Raw genomic sequence first — 17,261 nt, forward strand, 5'->3', positions numbered from 1 at the left:
TGCAGACCCGTGCACCCGCGCGGGTCACCCCTATCTTGAGAAGCGCTTCCTCCCGGGCCTGAAGGCCCGGGGTTCCGCGCTAGATCAAGGCTGAAAACACCGAGTGCTCCGTTACTAAGGGGGAGTTCGGAGCAGCACGAGCGTGCCGCTCCGGTACGACCACGGAGCGACGGATCGTTCAACAGAAGTGAGACGAACGCCCCGCCGCTAGCGGAGCGTCCTCGTCACCGCGGCACAAGCGGCCGCGCACGAAGCGCCAGACATGCCGACGATGCTACAAGCTCCTCCCTCCGCCTTTAAGATCGACCGTCCGCGGAACGACAGCAGGGGAGGGCGCGATGGCTGCGAAGGTCGTGGCAGTGAGCCGTAACGAGGTGTACTCGTTCAGCAAGCCCAATCGCGATTCCATCAAGCTGCTCGCGGGGCTCGGCGTGGAAGGAGATGTGCACGCGGGTGAGACGATCCGCCACCAGTTCCGCATGACCTACGAGCCGGACCTGCCCAATCTGCGCCAGGTTCACCTGATGCAGGAGGAGCTCTTCGACGAGCTCGCGCTCAAGGGATTCACGGTCCGCGCGGGTCAGCTCGGTGAGAACGTCACCACGCGCGGGGTGGACCTGTTGGGCCTGCCCACCGGTGCTCTGCTGCATCTGGGGGAGCAGGCGGTGATCGAGGTGACGGGCCTGCGGAACCCCTGCTCGAAGATCAACGATTTCCGCAGGGGGCTGCTCGGTGAAGTGTTCGCCATGGACCCCGTATCCGGCGAGTTCACTTTCAAGAGCGGCGTCATGGCTGTGGTCCGCCGTGGAGGGGTCGTTCGCCCCGACGATCCGATCCGGGTCGAGACCCCGCTCCTCCCGCACCGGCCGCTGGAACGGGTCTAGCCGCTGGAGCGGGCCCAGGGCCGATGGCCCGCGCGTGACCAACGGGCGCCACGTGGCCGCTACTTGGCGCGGTAGGCCCGCAGGAAGGTCCGTACTCCCTCGACGATGAGCGGCCGGACCCGTGTGTCCTCCGCGGCGTTGGCCGAACCGAACCTGTTGAGCGGGACGTTGAAGGTCAGCGCGATGAACTGGTCGGCCGCGAGGCGGGCGTCGGGGGCGTCCAGCAGGCCGGCCTCGGCGAGCGCGGCGAACCGCTCGGCGAGTGCCTCGTCGGGGGCGTCGGCCATGGAGTTCTCGCCGCCGTCCGGCAGTTGGCCGGACTGTGTCCGGACCAGTCTCTGCAGGGTGGCGTACTCCGCTGAGCCGAGCATGTCGGTGGCGATGCGCATCGAGAACGTGACCAGCACGTCCTCGAGGTCGGCGGTCTCGGTGAGGTCGGCGGGGTCGATGAGGGTGTCGTCGAGGATGCGCCGGATCGTGGTGATCAGCGACTGGCCGATGCCGTCGACGACTGCTTGCAGCAGCGTCTGCTTGTCGCCGAAGTAGTCATAGACCGTCCGCTTGGACACCTCGGCCCGGGCGGCGACCGCGTCGACGCTGGTGCGGTCGAAGCCGTCGGCGAGGAACAGGTCCCGGGCCGCGGAGAGGATGGCGGCCCGCTTCTTCGTGGACCCCTCGCGCAGTGTCTTCGTGGTTGGCATGGGCGTATCTTAACTCGACTTTACTACACCGTGTAGTGTAATTCTGGGTCAGGGGGCGGGAGTTACCCCGTCTCACCCGGCAACGAGCGAAGGGAAGTTCATGACCATCACAACCCCGGCGCCCCAAGTCCGCATCGGGAAAGCCGCGATCGCGGCTCTCGGCGCGCTGGCCGCCGCCACCGGGGCCCTGGAGTCGGTGGTGACACCGACGCTCCCGCTGTTACAACGCGAGTTATCGATGAGCCCCGCCCAAGGGGCACTTCTCAGCATCACCCTGCTCATCACCGGTGCGCTCGTCACGCCCGTAGCGGGCAACCTCGGTGACCGTTACGGCGGAAAACGCGTCATGCTCCGGCTGATGGCGGTGGTCGCGGCCGGAGGTCTGGTGTCCTCGCTGGCGCCGAACCTGCCGGTGCTGCTGCTCGGCCAGGTGCTGGAAGGCGCCATGGTCGGCGCGATGCCCCTCTCGTTCATCCTGGTGCGCAAGCACCTCTCGACGGGAGAGTCCCAGGTGGCCATCGGTGTGGTCAGCGGGCTGTTCGTCGGCGGGGGCATGCTGGGAACGCTGATGGCGGGGCCCATCGCCGAAGGGCTCTCCCGGCACTGGATGTTCGCGTTTCCGACGCTCGCGATCGTCGCGGCGACCCTGGCCGTCCATCAGCTGATGCCGGATGATCCACCGGCCCGCACCGACGCCAGGATCGACTGGCCCGGACTGGCCCTGCTGAGCGGCATTCTGCTGACCCTCATGCTCGGGCTCTCGATGGCGCCCGAGGTCGGCAGCCGGCCGCTCGCCCTCGCCGCGCTCGTCGCGCTCCTGGCCCTCCTGGTGGCCGGATGGGCCGCCGTCGAACGCCGGTCTCCCTCACCCATGGTCGATCTGCACCTGCTGGCCAGGCCCGCGATCTGGAGCTCGTACGTCGTCACTTTCGCCGTCTGCGTGGGCACCTCAGTGTCGATGTATCTCGTCCCGCAGCTCTTCGCGGTGTCCGCTGACGGCTACGGCTTCGGGGCCGACGCCACCGACATCGGTCGGTATCTGCTGCCCGGCGCCATCGCGGGGGCGATCAGCGGGCCGCTGGGCGGGGCCGCGGCCCGGCGCTTCGGCTCAAGTGCCGTGGTCGCGGCAGGAATCGGCGTCATGACGGCCACGCTGCTCGCCCTGGCCTTCCTGCACACCGAGGTCTGGCAGCTCACCGTCGGCAAGGCGCTGATCGCTCTGGCCAGCGGTGTGTGCATCACGGCGATGGTCGTCAGGACCGCCACTTCCGTCGATCACGAGAACACCGGCACCGCCACCAGCCTGGTCCTGGTGACGCGCGTGATCGGCTTCGCCGCAGGCGCCCAGATCTCCGGCGCCATCCTCACGGCAGGGACCCGCCCCGGCGCGGACGATCCGGCCGAATCGGCCTTCGTCACCGGTTTCGTCGTCGCCGGCATCGTCACGGCCCTGTCCCTGCTCGTCGTCCGCACCATGAACAAAGGAGTCAAGCGATGACCCACATTGGCCAGTTGACGGGCGGTCAGGCGGGCAGAGAGGCGGGCAGGCAGACAGGCAGCCGTACGAGCGGCCGTACGTCGCCGAGGCGCAAGGTCCTGATATCGGGGGCCAGCGTCGCGGGTCCCGCCCTCGCGTTCTGGCTCACCCGGCACGGATACGCGGTCACGGTGGTGGAGAAGGCGGCCACACCACGCAGCGGCGGCTACCCCATCGACGTACGCGGCACCGCTCTTGAGGTCGTCCGGCGGATGGGGATCCTGCCCCGGCTGCGGGACGCGCACATCGACACGCGCCGGATCACCTTCCTGGACGCGGACGGCGGCACGGTGGCCGCGATCAACCCGCACGCCGTCGCCGGGGGTGTCGCGGGGGAGGACATCGAAGTGCGGCGCGGGGATCTGACCGACGCTCTGTATGCCGCGGTCCGTGACGACGTGGAGTTCTTGTTCGACGACTCCATCGACACCCTCGACCAGTCCGGCCACGGGGTCGACGTCACCTTCCGCGGGGGCGGCTGCCGTACGTTCGACCTAGTGGTCGGCGCTGACGGCCTGCATTCACGTACCCGCGAGCTGCTGTTGGGCCCCGAAGAACAGTTCCACCGGTACCTCGGGTACTGCTTCGCCGTGTTCACCATGCGCAACACCTTCGATCTCTCCCACGAGATCATGATGTGGAACACCCCGGGCAGAGCCGCTGCCCTCTACGCCGTGGAGAACACGGACGAAGTGCACGCCTTCTTGAACTTCGCCCGACCGGAACCGCCCTTCGACACCTACCACAGACCAGCAGCCCAGCGGGAGTTGATCGCCTCGGTCTTCGCCGATGCGGGGTGGGAGGTGCCGGGAATGATCGCCGCCCTGCACGACGCGGACGACCTGTTCGGCGACATGGTCAGCCAGATCCGCATGCCGCGCTGGTCCAGCGGCCGGGTCGCCCTGGTGGGCGACGCCGCATACGCACCCTCGTTCCTCACCGGCCAGGGCACCAGCCTCGCGCTCGTCGGTGCGTACATGCTCGCCGCTAGTCTGGCCGACCGGGACACCGCCGCGGGTTTCGCCGCCTACGAACACGAGACCCGCGCGTTCGTGACCGCGAACCAAGGACAGATCGCCAAGGGCGACGCCACGCTCTTCCCCACCACGACGCGCGCCCTCGCCCGGCGCAACGACATGCTGCGCAACCTCAGCACCATGCCCGCGAACCAGGGCCGACGCGCCCACTCAGCACTTACCCTGCCCGAAGTCATGCCCACGAGGTGATGCACCGTGCGCCAAGAACCGTGCGCCAAGATCTCTGCGCCACGAGCCGTGCGCCAAGAGCAGGGGGCAGGTCACACGCGGCGGTCGGCCGCGTTCCCGTCCGCGTCATCGGCCAGGCCGAGCACCGCGGTGATGCGCTTGCCCGACGGCTCCCGGTCCACCTGAAGCTTCCGGCACACGGCCTGCACGACCTCCAGGCCGTGCTGTCCGAGGCGGCTCGGATCCGGCGCCGAGACCGCGGGCAGCGCGGAGTTGCTGTCCCGTACGGTGACCTCGATGTCCGCGCCCTGCACCGCGAGGGCGAGCAGACATGGCCCTGGCGCGTACTTGCGGGCGTTGGTCACCAGCTCGCTGACCACCAGTTCCACCATCCCCACGGCCCGACTGGACACGGGGAGCCCGTATACGGATCGTAGGTCTGCCAAAAAGTCTCGGGCCAGATGCCGCGCGCGTGCGATCCCCTCGCTGCCCTCGAACAGCTGGGAGACCGTCACGGACCCGTTGCTCGCCGACGGCTGGCCGTCATCGCCCGCTGTCTGATCCATGCAGTCCGCCTTGCTCCTCGATCAGCCCGGCCTCATGCGGGCCGACTACCCCCATAACTCCGCTTAATCCGCCCGGCGGGAGGCGACGGTTCAGCTGACTTGTGCCGCCCGGCGCAGAGCTGCGAGAAGTTCCCTGTTGCTGGCTCCCTTGAGTACGTACTCAAGAACGCCCGCGTTCGTCATCTGCTCGATGGAGCCCTTGTCGTCGTATGCGGAGAACGCCACGATACGGCTGCCCGGTGCACACTGCGCGATGCCTCTGGCGACAGCGGGGCCGCCGCCGGGGAAGCGGACATCCAGGATGACGAGGTCCGGTTGCAGGTGGGAGGCGAGCCGCAGCGCCTCTTCGCTGTCGCGCGCGGTGCCCACGACCTTCAGGTCGGGCTGCGCTTGCACGACCTCGCTCAGGGTCTCCAGGAGCAGCGCGTTGTCATCGCACAGGACCACGCCGAGCGGTGAGCGGGGGCTGCCGTCCGCGGGAGTCGCCGCGGTCACCGCGCGTCGTCCGGGGACGCCGCAGGGGGTGGGGAAACCGGAGGGTGGTTCGGCAGCCAGAACTCGACGGTCGTACCCGTGCCGGGCCGGCTGTGCATGGACCACCAGCCGCCGGCCGTTTCGGCTCTTTCCCGCATCTCGATGACCCCGAAGTGATCACGGGCGCTGTCGTGTGCGATGGGTGCGCCGGTTCCGTCGTCCACGACGCGCGTCACGATGCCCCCGTCGGCGGACGCGACACGGACGTCGACTCTGCTGCCACGCGCGTGCTTGTGCACGTTCAGCAATGCCTCCTGGACGATACGGAAGATGGTGATGGCGGTCTCGGGCGAGGGTTCCTGATCCAGCTGGTGCTCGAAGGAGTACGGCATGCCCCAGGAGGAGCCCACGACATCGGCCAAGTGGCTGGACAGGCCGTCGACCAGACCATGGCGGTCGATCCCGGGCGGATGCAGCCGGAAGGTCAGAGTGCGCAGGCGACCGATCGCCTCGCGCACTGAGGTGTCCAGGTGCCGCAGTTCCGCGGCGTACGACTCCGGCACGCGATCCGCCAGCAGTTCCAACCGCATCGCCACGGCGACCATGGCCTGGATGGAGTCGTCGTGGACATCCCACGCGATGCGGCGTCGTTCCGTTTCCTGCGCCTGGACCAGGTGGTCGAACAGGCGTCGACGCTCGCTGAGGGCGTGCTGCGCGGCCCGCCGCTCCGACATGTCGCGGGTGACCTTGCCGAAGCCCCGTAGTACGCCCTTTTCGTCCCACAGAGCGGTGATGACCACGTTCGCCCAGAAGCGGGAGCCGTCCTTGCGGACGCGCCACCCCTCGTCCTCCAGCCGGCCGTCGGCCACGGCGGTCTCCAGCTCCCATTGGGGCTTGCCGGAGGCCTGGTCCTCGGGCGGATAGAAGACGGAGAAGTGCTGTCCGAGGATGTCTTCGGAGCGGTATCCCTTGATCCGCTCCGCTCCCGCGTTCCAGCTGATGATGTAGCCCTGCGGGTCGAGCATGAAGATGCCGTAGTCCAGCACGCCCTGCACGAGCAGGGTGAACGCGGCTTCCGACATCGGAGCCGCCTGCTTGCGCGCGCGCCTCTGCTGTCGCGGCTCCTGTGTCACGAAAGGAGTCCTTCACGTCGCGCGATCGTCACGGCTTCCAGCTGGGAACGCGCTCCCAGCTTCTCCAGGACCCGCTGGACGTGGTTGCGCCCGGTGTTGAGAGCGACCCCCAGCTGAGCGCTGATCTCGCTGGTGCTGTGTCCTTGCCCCAGCAGCTGGAGAGCTTCCCGCTCCCGCGAAGTCAGGTTCGCGCCGAGGCTCGGCGTTCTGCCGGCCAGCCGTCCCAATACGTCGCCCAGCAGCTCCTGGCTGAAGACCACCTCACCGGCTGCCACCCGGCGAACGGCGTCTTCCAGCTCGGTCAGTCCGCGGGCCTTCAAGATCAGGCCCGCCCCGCCGGTCTCCGCGACGCGCGCGGCCACCGATGCGCTGCCTTCGCCCGCCAGGACCAGTACTCGCGCGCTCGGTCTGAGTGCCAGCAGATCGGCGATGGCGGTGACTCCGTCGCCGTCCGGCAGGCGTCGGTCCATCAGCACGACATCAGGTTCACATTGCTTCGCGTCGGCCAGCGCCGATGCCACCGACGCGGCGTGGCCCACGATCTGCAGATCGGGCGACCGCTCCAGGGCGAGGCGGATGGCCTCGGCCACCATGTCGTGATCCTCCACCAGCAGGATTCTGATCGGACGGCTGTGCGGGGGAGAGGCAGGCATTGGTGCATCCTTGCAGGTGGCGGACTGCACGATCATGCCAGAAGGTCCCGGAGGGGCGACTCGTCGGCGGTCACCGCTGTGCGGCGGTGGGTTGCGGCCGTATCCGAAGGGCGGGGATCGCTTTCCGCCTCCGCGTCCGTGAAGGTGTCGCCCTCGGTGAAGATGTCGTCGGCCCCGATCAACGCGAGGAGCCGCTCCAACTGGATTCCGACCCCTGCGACGAGAAGATCCACGCCTGACTGAAGGACGGAAAGCCGCGCCGTCAGCAGGGAGTTCAGACCGGCGCAGTCGCAGAAGGAGATGCCGGTCAGATCGAGGCAGAAACTCGTCGGCTGCTTGGCCAGGCAGGCGTCGACCGCCTCGAGGACACAGGGCGCTGTGTCGAAGTCGAGTTCACCGGCGAGCGTCACCCGGGCACGGCCGGAATGAACGACGGCATGCGACGTGAACGGGGGGAAGGTCACAGCGTTCCGCGCCTCTCCGTGCTCACGTGCGACGCGTACGAACGTGGGGCGATCCCGCGATCCCTGCCCGCGGAGGCTTCTCCTGCTGTCAGCTGCGGCATCACTACCTCATAGCCTCATAGTGCGAGGGCATCAGTTGCGCTCTAGTGAATCTGCACTAGACGTGGAAGTCAACACGTGTCAGCGGAGGTTGACGGCAGCGGGCGGTGCGGGGCCTGGATGTGGTAGAGGCGAAATGTCGGGCGGCGGCGCAGTGGGCCGGTGGCCTCAGGGGCGCTCGGACAGGCCTTGGCGGGCGGCCAGCCGCTCCATCAGGGCTGCGCTGCGCGCGAGCAACTCACGCTCCTCGTCGCTGAGTTCGGCCTCGATGGCCTGGGCCAGCCAGCCGGCCCTGCGACCGCGTTCCGCTTCCAGGGCGGCCCGGCCCGCGTCGGACAAGTCGAGCAGGGTCTTGCGGCCGTCGGTGGGGTGGGCGGTGCGGGTGAGCAGGCCCTGCTCGAGGAGGAGGCCGACCGAGCGGGCCATCGACTGCGGGCGTACGCGCTGATCGGCCGCGAGGTCGCTGGTGGTCATGGCGCCGTCGCGGTCCAGGACGCCGAGAACGGCGACCTGCCCGTGCGGGATCCGGTCCTCGTGCTTCACGCGCCGGGTGAGCTTGCCCATCGCGGTGCGCAGTTCGGCGGCGACGGTGGCGGCTTGCGAGGTGGGCATGGGGCACTTTAACCCGGAACCGCCGTCGCGCAGCAGAACTGAACAGCATGACTAAACAGCAGAACTGAACAGCAGTGCTGTATTGTTTTCTCGTGTCGGGCCGAGCGCCAGCGTCGTCGCAGCCACGGCCCGACAGGCGACAACGGGGAGGAACTCCCATGCCCGCACCTGCAGTTGACCCGACCACCATCCACGGCGTCACCGCCCGCACCGTCCTCGACAGTCGCGGCAACCCCACCGTCGAGGTCGACGTCGTCCTCGCCGACGGATCACTGGGCCGTGCCGCAGTGCCCTCCGGCGCCTCCACCGGCGCCCGCGAAGCCGTCGAACTGCGCGACGGCGACCTTCAGCGGTGGCACGGCAAGGGTGTCGACCGGGCCGTGGCCCACGTGAACGGCGAGATCGCGGCCGCCGTCACCGGGCGCGACGCCGACGACCAGGCCGGCCTCGACGCCGCGCTCGTCGCCCTCGACGGCTCGCCCACCAAGGCGCGGCTCGGCGCGAATGCCCTGCTCGGGGTGTCCCTGGCCACGGCGAAGGCCGCCGCCCACTCGCACCGGCAGCCGCTGTACCGCTATCTCGGCGGGGCCGACGCCCGCGTGCTCCCGGTGCCGATGATGAATATCGTCAACGGTGGCGCCCACGCCGACAATCCCCTGGACTTCCAGGAGTTCATGATCGCGCCAGTGGGCGCGAAGACCTTCGCGGAGGCCGTCCGGATGGGCTCCGAGGTCTTTCACACGCTCCGCCGCGACCTGCTGGCCGCGGGCCACTCCACCGCCGTCGGCGACGAGGGCGGCTTCGCACCCGCGCTGCGCACGGCCGAGGAGGCGCTGGACTTCGTCATGGCCGCGATCGAGCGGACCGGGTATCGGCCCGGCGCGGACATCGGCCTCGTCATGGACCCGGCGTCCTCGGAGTTCTACCGGGATGGTGTGTACGAGTACGCGGGGGAGGGGGTACGGCGTACGCCCACCGAACAGGTCGACTACTTCGCCAAGCTGATCGACGCGTACCCCATCGTCTCGGTGGAGGACCCGATGGCCGAGGACGACCACGACGGATGGCGCGAGCTGACGGCACGGGTCGGCGAGAGGTGCCAGCTGACCGGGGACGACGTCTTCTGCACCAACGAAGCGCTGGTACGAGAAGGCATTCGTACGGGGGTGGGCAACGCGGTCCTGATCAAGGTCAACCAGATCGGCACGCTGACCGAGGCACTGGGGACGGTGAGTACCGCGCGGCGGGCCGGCTGGGCGGCGGTCATGTCGCACCGCTCGGGCGAGACGGAGGACACGACCATCGCGGACCTGGCCGTGGCCACCGGGTGCGGGCAGATCAAGACGGGCTCCCTGTCCCGGTCGGACCGCACGGCCAAGTACAACCAACTCATCCGGATCGAGCAGGAGCTGGGGGGTTCGGCGGTGTACGGATACGCCGCTGGGTGAGCTCGGCCGGGCGGGCGCCGGGCCCGAATAACCGGTCGGGCGAGCTGAGTCGGCCCTCGTATCGTTGCGCCATGAAAAGCGACAGAGAGCCGCAGCTCTTCGTGAACCGCTGGGGTGACACGTCGGACCCGAGCGCGGAGGGGCGTGGAGCGCGCCAGGACGCCTGCTCGTGCTTCAACCAGTACGGGCCGGCTCCGCGCGCCCGGGTCGGGTTTCACGCCGAGCGCCAGGACACCTCCGCGCCGGGCTGGCGACGTCTGCTTGAGCTGATCGACGAGGCCGTCGCCGACGGGCGCGAGGAATTCCGTCCCCTGGTGGAGTTGAGCCCGGAAGAGCGGAGGCAGATTGTCACCCTGCCTTCGAGCATCGCCCGGCTGGCCGCGGTCAAGCATCTCGTGCTCTACGGCAGCAACCTGGTCCGGATCCCGCCCGAGATCGGGGCCATGACCGACCTGGAGGAGTTCACGCCCTACACCTCGCGCCGGCTGCATTGGTTCCCCTATGAACTCACCCGGTGCACCAAGCTGACCCGCAGCACGGTGAGCACACGCGCGCTGTTCGGCAACGACAGGTTCCGGCCGCCCTTCCCGCGCCTGCAGACTGCGGAGGACTCCGCCGGGGAACTCGACCCGGGCAACCTGGACCCCCGACGCTGGGGCGTCACGGCCGTCCACCGTTGCAGCGTCTGTGACGGTCCGATCGGCGGGGGCGAACTCCATCAGAGGTGGATCTCGCTGCGGGTGGCCACCGACGTACTGCCCCTGCTGGTGAACGCCTGCTCACCGGCGTGCGTCGCCGCCCTGCCCAGGGGCGCTGACGACTACATCCCGACGCCGCACAAGGGCGGCCGAGTTGAGCAGCCGTCGTCTGACGAGGACTGACCGGTCAGTTCGCGGTTTCGAAGGGGCGGGGTGGCGGGGTGGCGGGGTCCACCAGCAGGTGTGAGGTGCTTCAGTCGCGGAATGCCTTGCGAAGGAGCTCGCCGAACTGGGCGGGATGCGTGGTCAGGCCGGTGTGCCCGCCCGGGAAATGAAGGAGTTCCGTGCCGAGGTGCTCGGCCATGAGTGCGGCCGGGCGGTAGGCCAGTTCACCTCGTGAGTCCTGACCCGCGGCGAGCACGAGCTGATCCGACAGCTCCGCCAGGCGGTGCATGTCCGGCGTGTAGGGCATGAAGCTGGGAACGATGCGGTCGACGAAGTACGGCAGGTTGGCCATGGTCTGCTCAGCCCTCGCCGCTGCCTGCGGCGGAAGCTCGATCTCGGCCTTCGGCTCGGCGGCGGGGGTGTGGTCGTGGGCGTGGGTGCCGGTGTCGGCGTCCTTCCTGAGTCCCGCGGCGAACACGTTCATCGCAGGCATGAGCCCCTGCGTGCGGAATACCTGCTGCACGCGCGCCACGAGGGCGAGATGGGTGGAGGCGTCCGGCAGCACTGCCACCGTCGGAGGTTCGTGCGCCACGACGCGTCGCACGTGCTCAGGGTGGGTGGTGAGCAGATGCAGGGCCGCGATGGCGCCCGAACTGGAGCCGAATACCCGGGCGGGCTCACCGGGCGACAGCAGTTCCAGTATGCGGAAGGCGTCGTCGGCATGTTCGGCCACGCTTTGCTCGGCCTCGGGGTCGTCCAGCGTGCTTCGGGACATGCCGCGCGGATCGTAGGTGGCCACGGTGTATTCGACGGCCAGGTCGTCGGCGAGCTCGTCAAAGGAGGCCGCCCCGCCCGAGCCCCCGGGGATCAGCAGCAGGAGCGGGCCTTGGCCGCGCACTTCGTAATGCAGAGTCGCGCCGTTCACGCGCAGGCTGCCGATGGTCGGGTCAGTCATGAGAAATCTCTTTCTTATTCTCGGGTCGGGGCCAGCACTCCAGGAGGGTGTGCAGGGCATCGAGGGCGCGAGCCCAGGACTGCTGCGGCGTACGTCGCTGTGCGAACCCACCCGTGGCCTCCAGGACGACGAACCCGTGGAAGGTGCTGCGCAGCAACCGGACCGCGTCGGTCAGGTCAGGTTCGGCCAGTTCGTAGCCGTGCAGCATGCCGTAGGTCAGCTCGACCGCACGCCGGGGGCCGGGCGCCTTCGCGACGAGCTCAGGGTCGATCTCGATCCGGGTCTGCGTCGCCATATAGCGGCCCGGATGCTTGTGTGCGTACTCCCGCCAGGCGTTCGCGAAGGCGACCAGTGCGTCCTTGCCCGACCGCCCGGCGGTCGCCTCGGCGATGCGGATGGTCTTCTCGTCCGCCGCCAGCAACGCGATCCGTCCACGCAGATCCTCCAGCCCGCGTACGTGCGTGTAGAGGCTCGCATCCTTCACGCCGAGCCGCCGGGCCACCTGCGACATGGTCACCTGGTCAAGCCCTGCCTCATCCGCCAACTCGGCGCCCGCGAGCGTCACCCGTTCCGCCGTCAGCCGTGCCCGCGCCATGTGCCCTCCAACTCATTCCTAGGACCCCTAGGATAAACCTAGGGGTCCTAGGAAGAGCAAGTAGAGGGCCCGTCCCGGGTCCTGGCTGTGGCTCGCTGTGGTTCTTGGCTCCGGTGCGTCAGCGCAGCGCCTGCGCTCCGATGACGGAAAGCAGGCGCAGCTTTTCGAGGCTTTCGCTGCCGGGGGCGGCGGTGTAGACGAGCAGGAGATGCGACTGGTGGGGATCGAGCAGCGTCTGGCAGGTCAGTTCCAGCGCCCCGAGTTCAGGGTGGACGAAGTGTTTTACCTCGTGGGGGCGGATACCGATCTCGTGGTCGCTCCACACCTGACGGAACTCCTCGCTCTGGGCGAGCAGCAGGTCGGCGTAGTGGGCCGCGCGGGAACCGGGGCCCCGCAGCGTGGCCACCCCGCGCAGGCCCGAGACGAACATGCGGGTGAGGAACGGATGGTCGTCGGCGGCGTAGAGCTGTCGCGTGGCGGGGTCGGTGAACCAGCGGTAGCCGAGGCTGCGGGCAGGGCCGCTGTAGACGGTCAGGTCGCCGTTGAGTGCGATGCCGAGCGGGGTCTGCCGCAGCGTCTCACCGAACTCGGTGACGATCTCCGCGGGGGTGTCGTGCAGCCGGTCCAAGATGCGCAGCAGGCCGGGGCTGATGTGCTCGCTGTCCGCGCCCCGCGGGGGAGGGGTCTGTCCGGCGAGCCGGAAGAGATGGTCGCGCTCATCCAGGGAGAGGTGGAGTCCCTGCGCGATGGAGGCGATCATCTGCTCCGACGGCTGCGGTCCGCGCTCCCGCTCCAGGCGCGCGTAGTAGTCGGTCGACATGTGGCACAGCGCGGCCACTTCCTCGCGCCGCAGCCCGCGCGTCCTTCGGCGCTGTCCGCGCGGCAGACCCACGTCCTCGGGTTGCAACGACTCCCGACGGCGCCGCAGGAACTCCGCAAGGCCGGTCCGATCGATCACCGTGCGTGCCTCCGTCGCCGTGCGCGGCTCCGTCACCGTGCATGCCTTCGTACCTGCTCATTTCTACCGCCCGCGCCCCTCGACATCCACGGATCGTCAGTCCCCCCTTCATGGGTTGCCGCCTCTACTGAGCCATCCGAGGCTGGGTGACGTACGCGAACTTCGTGGCTTGCATTCCCCCGAGGAAGCGCCGACGTGCTGTACGCCGGCGAAGGCACCCAGACACCCCGCACCCCGCACCCACACGCCCCGCACCCCGCAACCGATCACCACAGGAGTGGGCACATGCCGCGCACAACCATCGACATCACCGTTCCCGACCTGACCGGCAAGCGCGCCGTCGTCACCGGAGCGAGCGACGGCATCGGGCTCGGCCTCGCCACAAGGCTCGTGGCGGCCGGGGCCGAGGTGCTGCTGCCCGTACGCAATCCGCGCAAGGGCGAGGCCGCGATCCGCACGATCCGACAGGCGGCCCCGCACGCGAACGTGTCCCTCGGCGCGCTCGATCTGTCCTCACTCGCCTCCGTGGCAGCCCTCGGCGAGACCCTGCGCGAGGAGGGCCGGCCGATCCACATCCTCGTCAACAACGCCGGTGTCATGACTCCGCCCGACCGGCAGACGACCGTGGACGGGTTCGAGCTCCAGTTCGGCACCAACCACCTCGGGCATTTTGCCCTGGCGGCCCACCTGCTGCCGCTGCTGCGCGCCGGTCACGCACGTGTGACCTCACAGGTCAGCGTGGCGGTCAATCAGAACGCCATCAACTGGGACGACTTGAACTGGGAACGCTCCTACGACGGCATGAGGGCCTACAGCCAGTCGAAGATCGCATTCGGGCTCTTCGGCCTCGAACTCGACCGGCGCAGCCAGGCCAACGGCTGGGGCATCACGAGCAACCTCGCCCACCCCGGGGTCGCTCCGACGAACCTGCTCGCCGCCCGCCCCGAGGTGGGCCGTGCCAAGGACACCATGGGTGTCCGAATGATCCGGGCGCTGTCTGCCCGCGGGATCGTCGTCGGGACCGTCCACACCGCGAAACTCCCCGCCCTGTACGCCGCCACCTCACCCGAGGCCGAGCGAGGCGGCTTCTACGGGCCACGCGGACTCGGGCACCTGGGCGGGCCTCCCGCAGAGCAGAAGCTCTACTCGCGCCTTCGCAGCACCGAGGAAGCCCAGCGCGTCTGGCAGGTCTCCGAAGAACTCACGAAGGTTCCCTTCCTGGTCAGTTGAGAGACTCGCCGCCGCATCGTGCGTGGTTGGCGCCGCGCCGGCCTAGGCGTCCGTGGCGGGCTGGGCGGGGCCGTGCCAGTCCAGGATCATGACGGTGGCGTCGTCCTTGAGGTTGCCGCGGCAGGCGTCCAGGACCGCGGTGGTCAGGGTGCGAACGGCCTCCCTGGGATGGAAGGCGCGGGTGTCGCGCATGAGAGAGGCCAGATCGACGGCCGATGCCCCGCGTTCCTGCATGCCGTCGGTGAGCAGGACCAGGCGGTCGCCCGGAGTCAGCTGAAGCTCCTGCAGCCGGTACGAGATGGGTGACGCCACCCCGAACGGCAGGTTGATGGACAGCTCGACCTCCTCGACCTCCGCGGAGCCTTCCCGCAGACGCAAAGGCCAGGGGTGCCCCGCGTTGATCAGTTCGCAGGTGCCCGTCTCGAGGCGGACGCAGAGCAGTTGCCCGGTGGCAAGCCCGCGGTTGTGGGCCAGCAACGCCTCGTGGGCGCGACGGGCTTGTTGCAGCACGTCGCAACCGGTGCGGCGGGCACCGCGCAACGCGGCCATCACCAACGTGGCCAGCAGAGCGGAGTCCGTGTCGTGGCCCATGGCATCCGTGATGGACAGGTGCAACGCGTCCTGATCGAGCGTGTAGTCATAGGTGTCCCCACCGATGTCGTCGGCCGGGACCAGGCCCGCGGCGAGGGTGAACTGCGGGGCTTCACAACAAGAGGCCGAGGGCAGCAACTGATGCTGGATCTCGGCGGCCAGACTGGTCCGGGTGGTGCGTCGGCCCGCGTGATAGAGGTCGGTGAAGCGGCGGTCCGTGACGATGATGTAAGCCAGTGCGTGAGCTGCTTCGCGGATCTGTCCGAGCACGGCGTCATCGGCATACTGCAGGCTCACCTCCAGCACGCCGATGCAGTCGCCACGGTTGGTCACCGGCGAGATCACGCGCCGTCCGCCCTGACCGTCCGGCTCCACATGCTGGCGCTGGTCGCGCAGGACTGTCTCATAAACGCTGCCCCGCAAATCGAGCGGCTCCGCGGCATCCGCCGCCTCTCCCTCGGCGGGCGCGCTCAGGCGCAGAAGTTGCTGCTCCATGAGATCGACGAACAAGAACGACACACGATCCGCCCCGAACCGCTTGCGCAGATCGTGCGCTATGACACCGACGGACTCCCCGGGCGGCGCTGATTCCGCGGCGGCCAGAAGCTCGCCCAGTTCCAGATCTCTACCATCCATGGCAACCTCCATCGTCTCGTCGCCACTTCTTCCCCGGGATTCGCCGATCTCACCCAGTACGTTCGTCACGCCCGGCCCTCGGCCCTGTTCTGTCCGGTCTGTCCCCCGGGGTGGCGTGCGGGGTGCGCCCGCAGCGCATCCGAGGCGTTGACCTGCATGTTTGACTCCAAGATCGGCCCGAGCGGCACAGGTGTCATCACTGGTCAGGCAGTGGCGAGGCCCACACATCCAGCGCGCGCAGATGCTGGCAGTGGGCGGCCGGTTCAACCAAACCGGTTGGCGAAGCCGAACTTGGGTACGAGCCGTCGACAGAGGTGCGGCCGCACAAGTGCGCAAGGCGCCGGGGCTTGCGACCGGCTGGCGGCGGCAGTTGAACAACCTGCGGGTGGCCTCGTCTACGCCCTCACGTGCGTGCCTCGTCGGCCGCCGTGCCGGAACCCGCCGTCGATGCTCCGTACCTGGATCGCGTGCGCGTGCCCCAGCGTTCAAGGGGCGGGCCGACGGCGCCCACGGTCGCGAAGCACACGCCGAGGAACAGCCAGCCCGTCGTGCCGTACCCCAGCACGAGGGTGGTGAGGATGGCCGGGGCCAGCGCCTGGCCCGCGCTGAAGCCGAGCCCGAGAAGGCCTTGGTACTGGCCCTGGGCATGGTCGGGCGCAAGGCCGAATCCGAGGGCGAATCCGGCCGAGGACTCCCAGATCTCTCCGAGGCTGTGGACGACGATCGCCGCGACCGCCAGACCGACGGCCGCCCAGATGGGAGCGTGTGCGGTCAGCGCCATCAGCGGACAGCTGACCAGGAAGAGGAGCCCCGCGGTGCGAAACGCCCGGCCGCCGTCGCGGGAGGTTTCGATGCGGGAACCAATTCTGGTCTGCAGCAGGACACAGACGGCGGCGTTCAGCGCGGACACCGCGGGCACCGTCCAGCGGGGTGCGTCCGTGTGTTCCGAGATCCAGATCGGCAGAAGCAGGGAGACCACCGGGTATTGCAGTCCCATGGCCCCAAAAAGGGCTGTGAAGGTGACGAAGGGGCGGTCGCGGAGCGCGATCCAGCGGCGTTGCTGCGGCGGAGCTGCCAACGCCTTGTAGTTGGGGAGCAGAAACAGGAGAAGGGCGCAGAGCGCAAAGCTGGCGGCGTTGCCAAGAATCAGCACCAGGTAGGCGGTTCGCGTATTGGCGGCCACGGCGAGTCCGGCGCCGACGGTGCCCAGGACGACGCCCAGGTTGACGTAGGTGCGCAACTTGGCCCGGAAGAGCGCGGGTTGATCGGTTCCGACCCGGACGACGAGGGCTCCCCATGCCGCTCCTCCCGCGGATGCGGCCAGTTGGTCGATGGTGGCGATGGCCGCGAGAGCGAACCAGCTCTCGACGAAGACGAGGGCAGACATCGCCACCGCCTGCACGGCGAGAGCCAGCATCATGATGGTGCGCGGACCTCGCCGGTCTGCGAGGTGGCCGCCCGGAATTCCTGCCAGCAGGCCGATCAGTCCGGCGACGGTGAGGGCGAGGCCCACCTGCACTGCCGGGAGTTGCACGACCAGGGTGAAGTACAGCGCGGATGCGCTGTTGAAGAGGCCGTTGCCGACTCGGTTCACGAAGCTGGCCAGGATCAGCACACGTTCGGACCGGGTGTCTCCTGCCATGCGCGCTATTCGTCC

The 17,261-nt window shown here is 68.9% G+C and carries 18 protein-coding genes; 6 read left to right on the forward strand and 12 right to left on the reverse strand.

Annotated elements, in window-relative coordinates; genetic code table 11:
- Positions 1-338 precede the first annotated feature (338 nt).
- A complete protein-coding gene (locus tag ACWFRU_RS41320) occupies positions 339-884 on the forward strand; it encodes an MOSC domain-containing protein (RefSeq protein ID WP_453693871.1) in 546 nt (181 codons plus the stop codon).
- 59 nt (positions 885-943) lie between these two features.
- Here the strand turns inward: ACWFRU_RS41320 and ACWFRU_RS41325 are convergent, their stop codons facing one another.
- On the reverse strand, positions 944-1,585 hold the full coding sequence (locus ACWFRU_RS41325; RefSeq protein WP_453693873.1) for a TetR/AcrR family transcriptional regulator: 642 nt from the start codon (positions 1,583-1,585) through the stop codon (positions 944-946).
- Between the two features lie 100 nt (positions 1,586-1,685).
- Between ACWFRU_RS41325 and ACWFRU_RS41330 the strand changes: the two genes are divergently transcribed.
- Positions 1,686-3,083: an MFS transporter gene (locus ACWFRU_RS41330; RefSeq protein ID WP_453693875.1), complete on the forward strand. Its 1,398-nt coding sequence runs from the start codon at positions 1,686-1,688 to the stop codon at positions 3,081-3,083.
- Complete coding sequence (locus ACWFRU_RS41335; protein WP_453693877.1) at positions 3,080-4,348, forward strand: FAD-dependent monooxygenase; 1,269 nt, start codon at positions 3,080-3,082, stop codon at positions 4,346-4,348. Before ACWFRU_RS41330 ends, ACWFRU_RS41335 begins: the two co-directional genes overlap by 4 nt.
- 71 nt (positions 4,349-4,419) lie before the next feature.
- Here the strand turns inward: ACWFRU_RS41335 and ACWFRU_RS41340 are convergent, their stop codons facing one another.
- The 6 genes from ACWFRU_RS41340 to ACWFRU_RS41365 all read right to left on the reverse strand — a co-directional run bounded on the left by ACWFRU_RS41340 (position 4,420) and on the right by ACWFRU_RS41365 (position 8,328).
- Positions 4,420-4,893, reverse strand: coding sequence for an ATP-binding protein (locus ACWFRU_RS41340; RefSeq protein WP_453693879.1), 474 nt, complete (start codon positions 4,891-4,893; stop codon positions 4,420-4,422).
- 90 nt (positions 4,894-4,983) lie between these two features.
- A complete protein-coding gene (locus ACWFRU_RS41345) occupies positions 4,984-5,388 on the reverse strand; it encodes a response regulator (RefSeq protein ID WP_453693881.1) in 405 nt (134 codons plus the stop codon).
- Positions 5,385-6,500, reverse strand: a complete 1,116-nt coding sequence (locus ACWFRU_RS41350) for a PAS domain-containing sensor histidine kinase (protein WP_453693883.1) — start codon at positions 6,498-6,500, stop codon at positions 5,385-5,387. Before ACWFRU_RS41350 ends, ACWFRU_RS41345 begins: the two co-directional genes overlap by 4 nt.
- A complete protein-coding gene (locus tag ACWFRU_RS41355; RefSeq protein ID WP_453693885.1) occupies positions 6,497-7,108 on the reverse strand; it encodes a response regulator in 612 nt (203 codons plus the stop codon). The genes ACWFRU_RS41350 and ACWFRU_RS41355 overlap by 4 nt, the downstream gene beginning before the upstream one ends.
- A 77-nt stretch (positions 7,109-7,185) precedes the next feature.
- Positions 7,186-7,617, reverse strand: coding sequence for an STAS domain-containing protein (locus ACWFRU_RS41360; RefSeq protein ID WP_453693887.1), 432 nt, complete (start codon positions 7,615-7,617; stop codon positions 7,186-7,188).
- A 267-nt stretch (positions 7,618-7,884) separates the two neighbouring features.
- Complete coding sequence (locus tag ACWFRU_RS41365; RefSeq protein ID WP_453693889.1) at positions 7,885-8,328, reverse strand: MarR family winged helix-turn-helix transcriptional regulator; 444 nt, start codon at positions 8,326-8,328, stop codon at positions 7,885-7,887.
- A gap of 158 nt (positions 8,329-8,486) precedes the next feature.
- On the opposite strand from ACWFRU_RS41365, the gene eno reads away from it, so the two are divergent.
- The gene (gene eno / locus ACWFRU_RS41370) at positions 8,487-9,776 is read left to right on the forward strand and encodes a phosphopyruvate hydratase (protein ID WP_453693891.1); all 1,290 of its coding nucleotides are present in this window, start codon (positions 8,487-8,489) and stop codon (positions 9,774-9,776) included.
- Positions 9,777-9,847: 71 nt separating this feature from the next.
- A complete protein-coding gene (locus tag ACWFRU_RS41375; RefSeq protein WP_453693893.1) occupies positions 9,848-10,657 on the forward strand; it encodes a leucine-rich repeat domain-containing protein in 810 nt (269 codons plus the stop codon).
- A gap of 70 nt (positions 10,658-10,727) precedes the next feature.
- Here ACWFRU_RS41375 and ACWFRU_RS41380 read toward each other — a convergent pair whose 3' ends face one another.
- From ACWFRU_RS41380 to ACWFRU_RS41390, 3 genes are all read right to left on the reverse strand, one after another.
- The gene (locus ACWFRU_RS41380; protein ID WP_453693895.1) at positions 10,728-11,594 is read right to left on the reverse strand and encodes an alpha/beta fold hydrolase; all 867 of its coding nucleotides are present in this window, start codon (positions 11,592-11,594) and stop codon (positions 10,728-10,730) included.
- Positions 11,587-12,189 (reverse strand): TetR/AcrR family transcriptional regulator, encoded by a 603-nt coding sequence (locus ACWFRU_RS41385; RefSeq protein ID WP_453693897.1) that lies wholly within the window; start codon positions 12,187-12,189, stop codon positions 11,587-11,589. Before ACWFRU_RS41385 ends, ACWFRU_RS41380 begins: the two co-directional genes overlap by 8 nt.
- Before the next feature lie 118 nt (positions 12,190-12,307).
- Positions 12,308-13,147 carry a helix-turn-helix transcriptional regulator gene (locus ACWFRU_RS41390; protein WP_453693927.1) on the reverse strand — a complete coding sequence of 280 codons (840 nt, stop codon included), beginning with the start codon at positions 13,145-13,147 and terminating at the stop codon, positions 12,308-12,310.
- Between the two features lie 285 nt (positions 13,148-13,432).
- On the opposite strand from ACWFRU_RS41390, the gene ACWFRU_RS41395 reads away from it, so the two are divergent.
- Complete coding sequence (locus tag ACWFRU_RS41395; RefSeq protein WP_453693899.1) at positions 13,433-14,377, forward strand: SDR family oxidoreductase; 945 nt, start codon at positions 13,433-13,435, stop codon at positions 14,375-14,377.
- A gap of 42 nt (positions 14,378-14,419) precedes the next feature.
- Here the strand turns inward: ACWFRU_RS41395 and ACWFRU_RS41400 are convergent, their stop codons facing one another.
- Positions 14,420-15,604, reverse strand: a complete 1,185-nt coding sequence (locus ACWFRU_RS41400) for a PP2C family protein-serine/threonine phosphatase (protein ID WP_453693929.1) — start codon at positions 15,602-15,604, stop codon at positions 14,420-14,422.
- A 403-nt stretch (positions 15,605-16,007) separates the two neighbouring features.
- Positions 16,008-17,246, reverse strand: a complete 1,239-nt coding sequence (locus ACWFRU_RS41405) for an MFS transporter (protein WP_453693901.1) — start codon at positions 17,244-17,246, stop codon at positions 16,008-16,010.
- Positions 17,247-17,261 lie beyond the last annotated feature (15 nt).

The organism is Streptomyces sp. NPDC055099 (assembly GCF_053607685.1).

Excerpts from the sequence above, each read along its gene's own strand:
- ACWFRU_RS41320 (WP_453693871.1), top strand. The coding sequence starts at position 339 with ATGGCTGCGAAGGTCGTGGCAGTGAGCCGTAACGAGGTGTACTCGTTC.
- ACWFRU_RS41325 (WP_453693873.1), bottom strand. The coding sequence starts at position 1,585 with ATGCCAACCACGAAGACACTGCGCGAGGGGTCCACGAAGAAGCGGGCC.
- ACWFRU_RS41330 (WP_453693875.1), top strand. The coding sequence starts at position 1,686 with ATGACCATCACAACCCCGGCGCCCCAAGTCCGCATCGGGAAAGCCGCG.
- ACWFRU_RS41335 (WP_453693877.1), top strand. The coding sequence starts at position 3,080 with ATGACCCACATTGGCCAGTTGACGGGCGGTCAGGCGGGCAGAGAGGCG.
- ACWFRU_RS41340 (WP_453693879.1), bottom strand. The coding sequence starts at position 4,893 with ATGGATCAGACAGCGGGCGATGACGGCCAGCCGTCGGCGAGCAACGGG.
- ACWFRU_RS41365 (WP_453693889.1), bottom strand. The coding sequence starts at position 8,328 with ATGCCCACCTCGCAAGCCGCCACCGTCGCCGCCGAACTGCGCACCGCG.
- eno (WP_453693891.1), top strand. The coding sequence starts at position 8,487 with ATGCCCGCACCTGCAGTTGACCCGACCACCATCCACGGCGTCACCGCC.
- ACWFRU_RS41375 (WP_453693893.1), top strand. The coding sequence starts at position 9,848 with ATGAAAAGCGACAGAGAGCCGCAGCTCTTCGTGAACCGCTGGGGTGAC.
- ACWFRU_RS41380 (WP_453693895.1), bottom strand. The coding sequence starts at position 11,594 with ATGACTGACCCGACCATCGGCAGCCTGCGCGTGAACGGCGCGACTCTG.
- ACWFRU_RS41385 (WP_453693897.1), bottom strand. The coding sequence starts at position 12,189 with ATGGCGCGGGCACGGCTGACGGCGGAACGGGTGACGCTCGCGGGCGCC.
- ACWFRU_RS41395 (WP_453693899.1), top strand. The coding sequence starts at position 13,433 with ATGCCGCGCACAACCATCGACATCACCGTTCCCGACCTGACCGGCAAG.
- ACWFRU_RS41400 (WP_453693929.1), bottom strand. The coding sequence starts at position 15,604 with ATGGATGGTAGAGATCTGGAACTGGGCGAGCTTCTGGCCGCCGCGGAA.
- ACWFRU_RS41405 (WP_453693901.1), bottom strand. The coding sequence starts at position 17,246 with ATGGCAGGAGACACCCGGTCCGAACGTGTGCTGATCCTGGCCAGCTTC.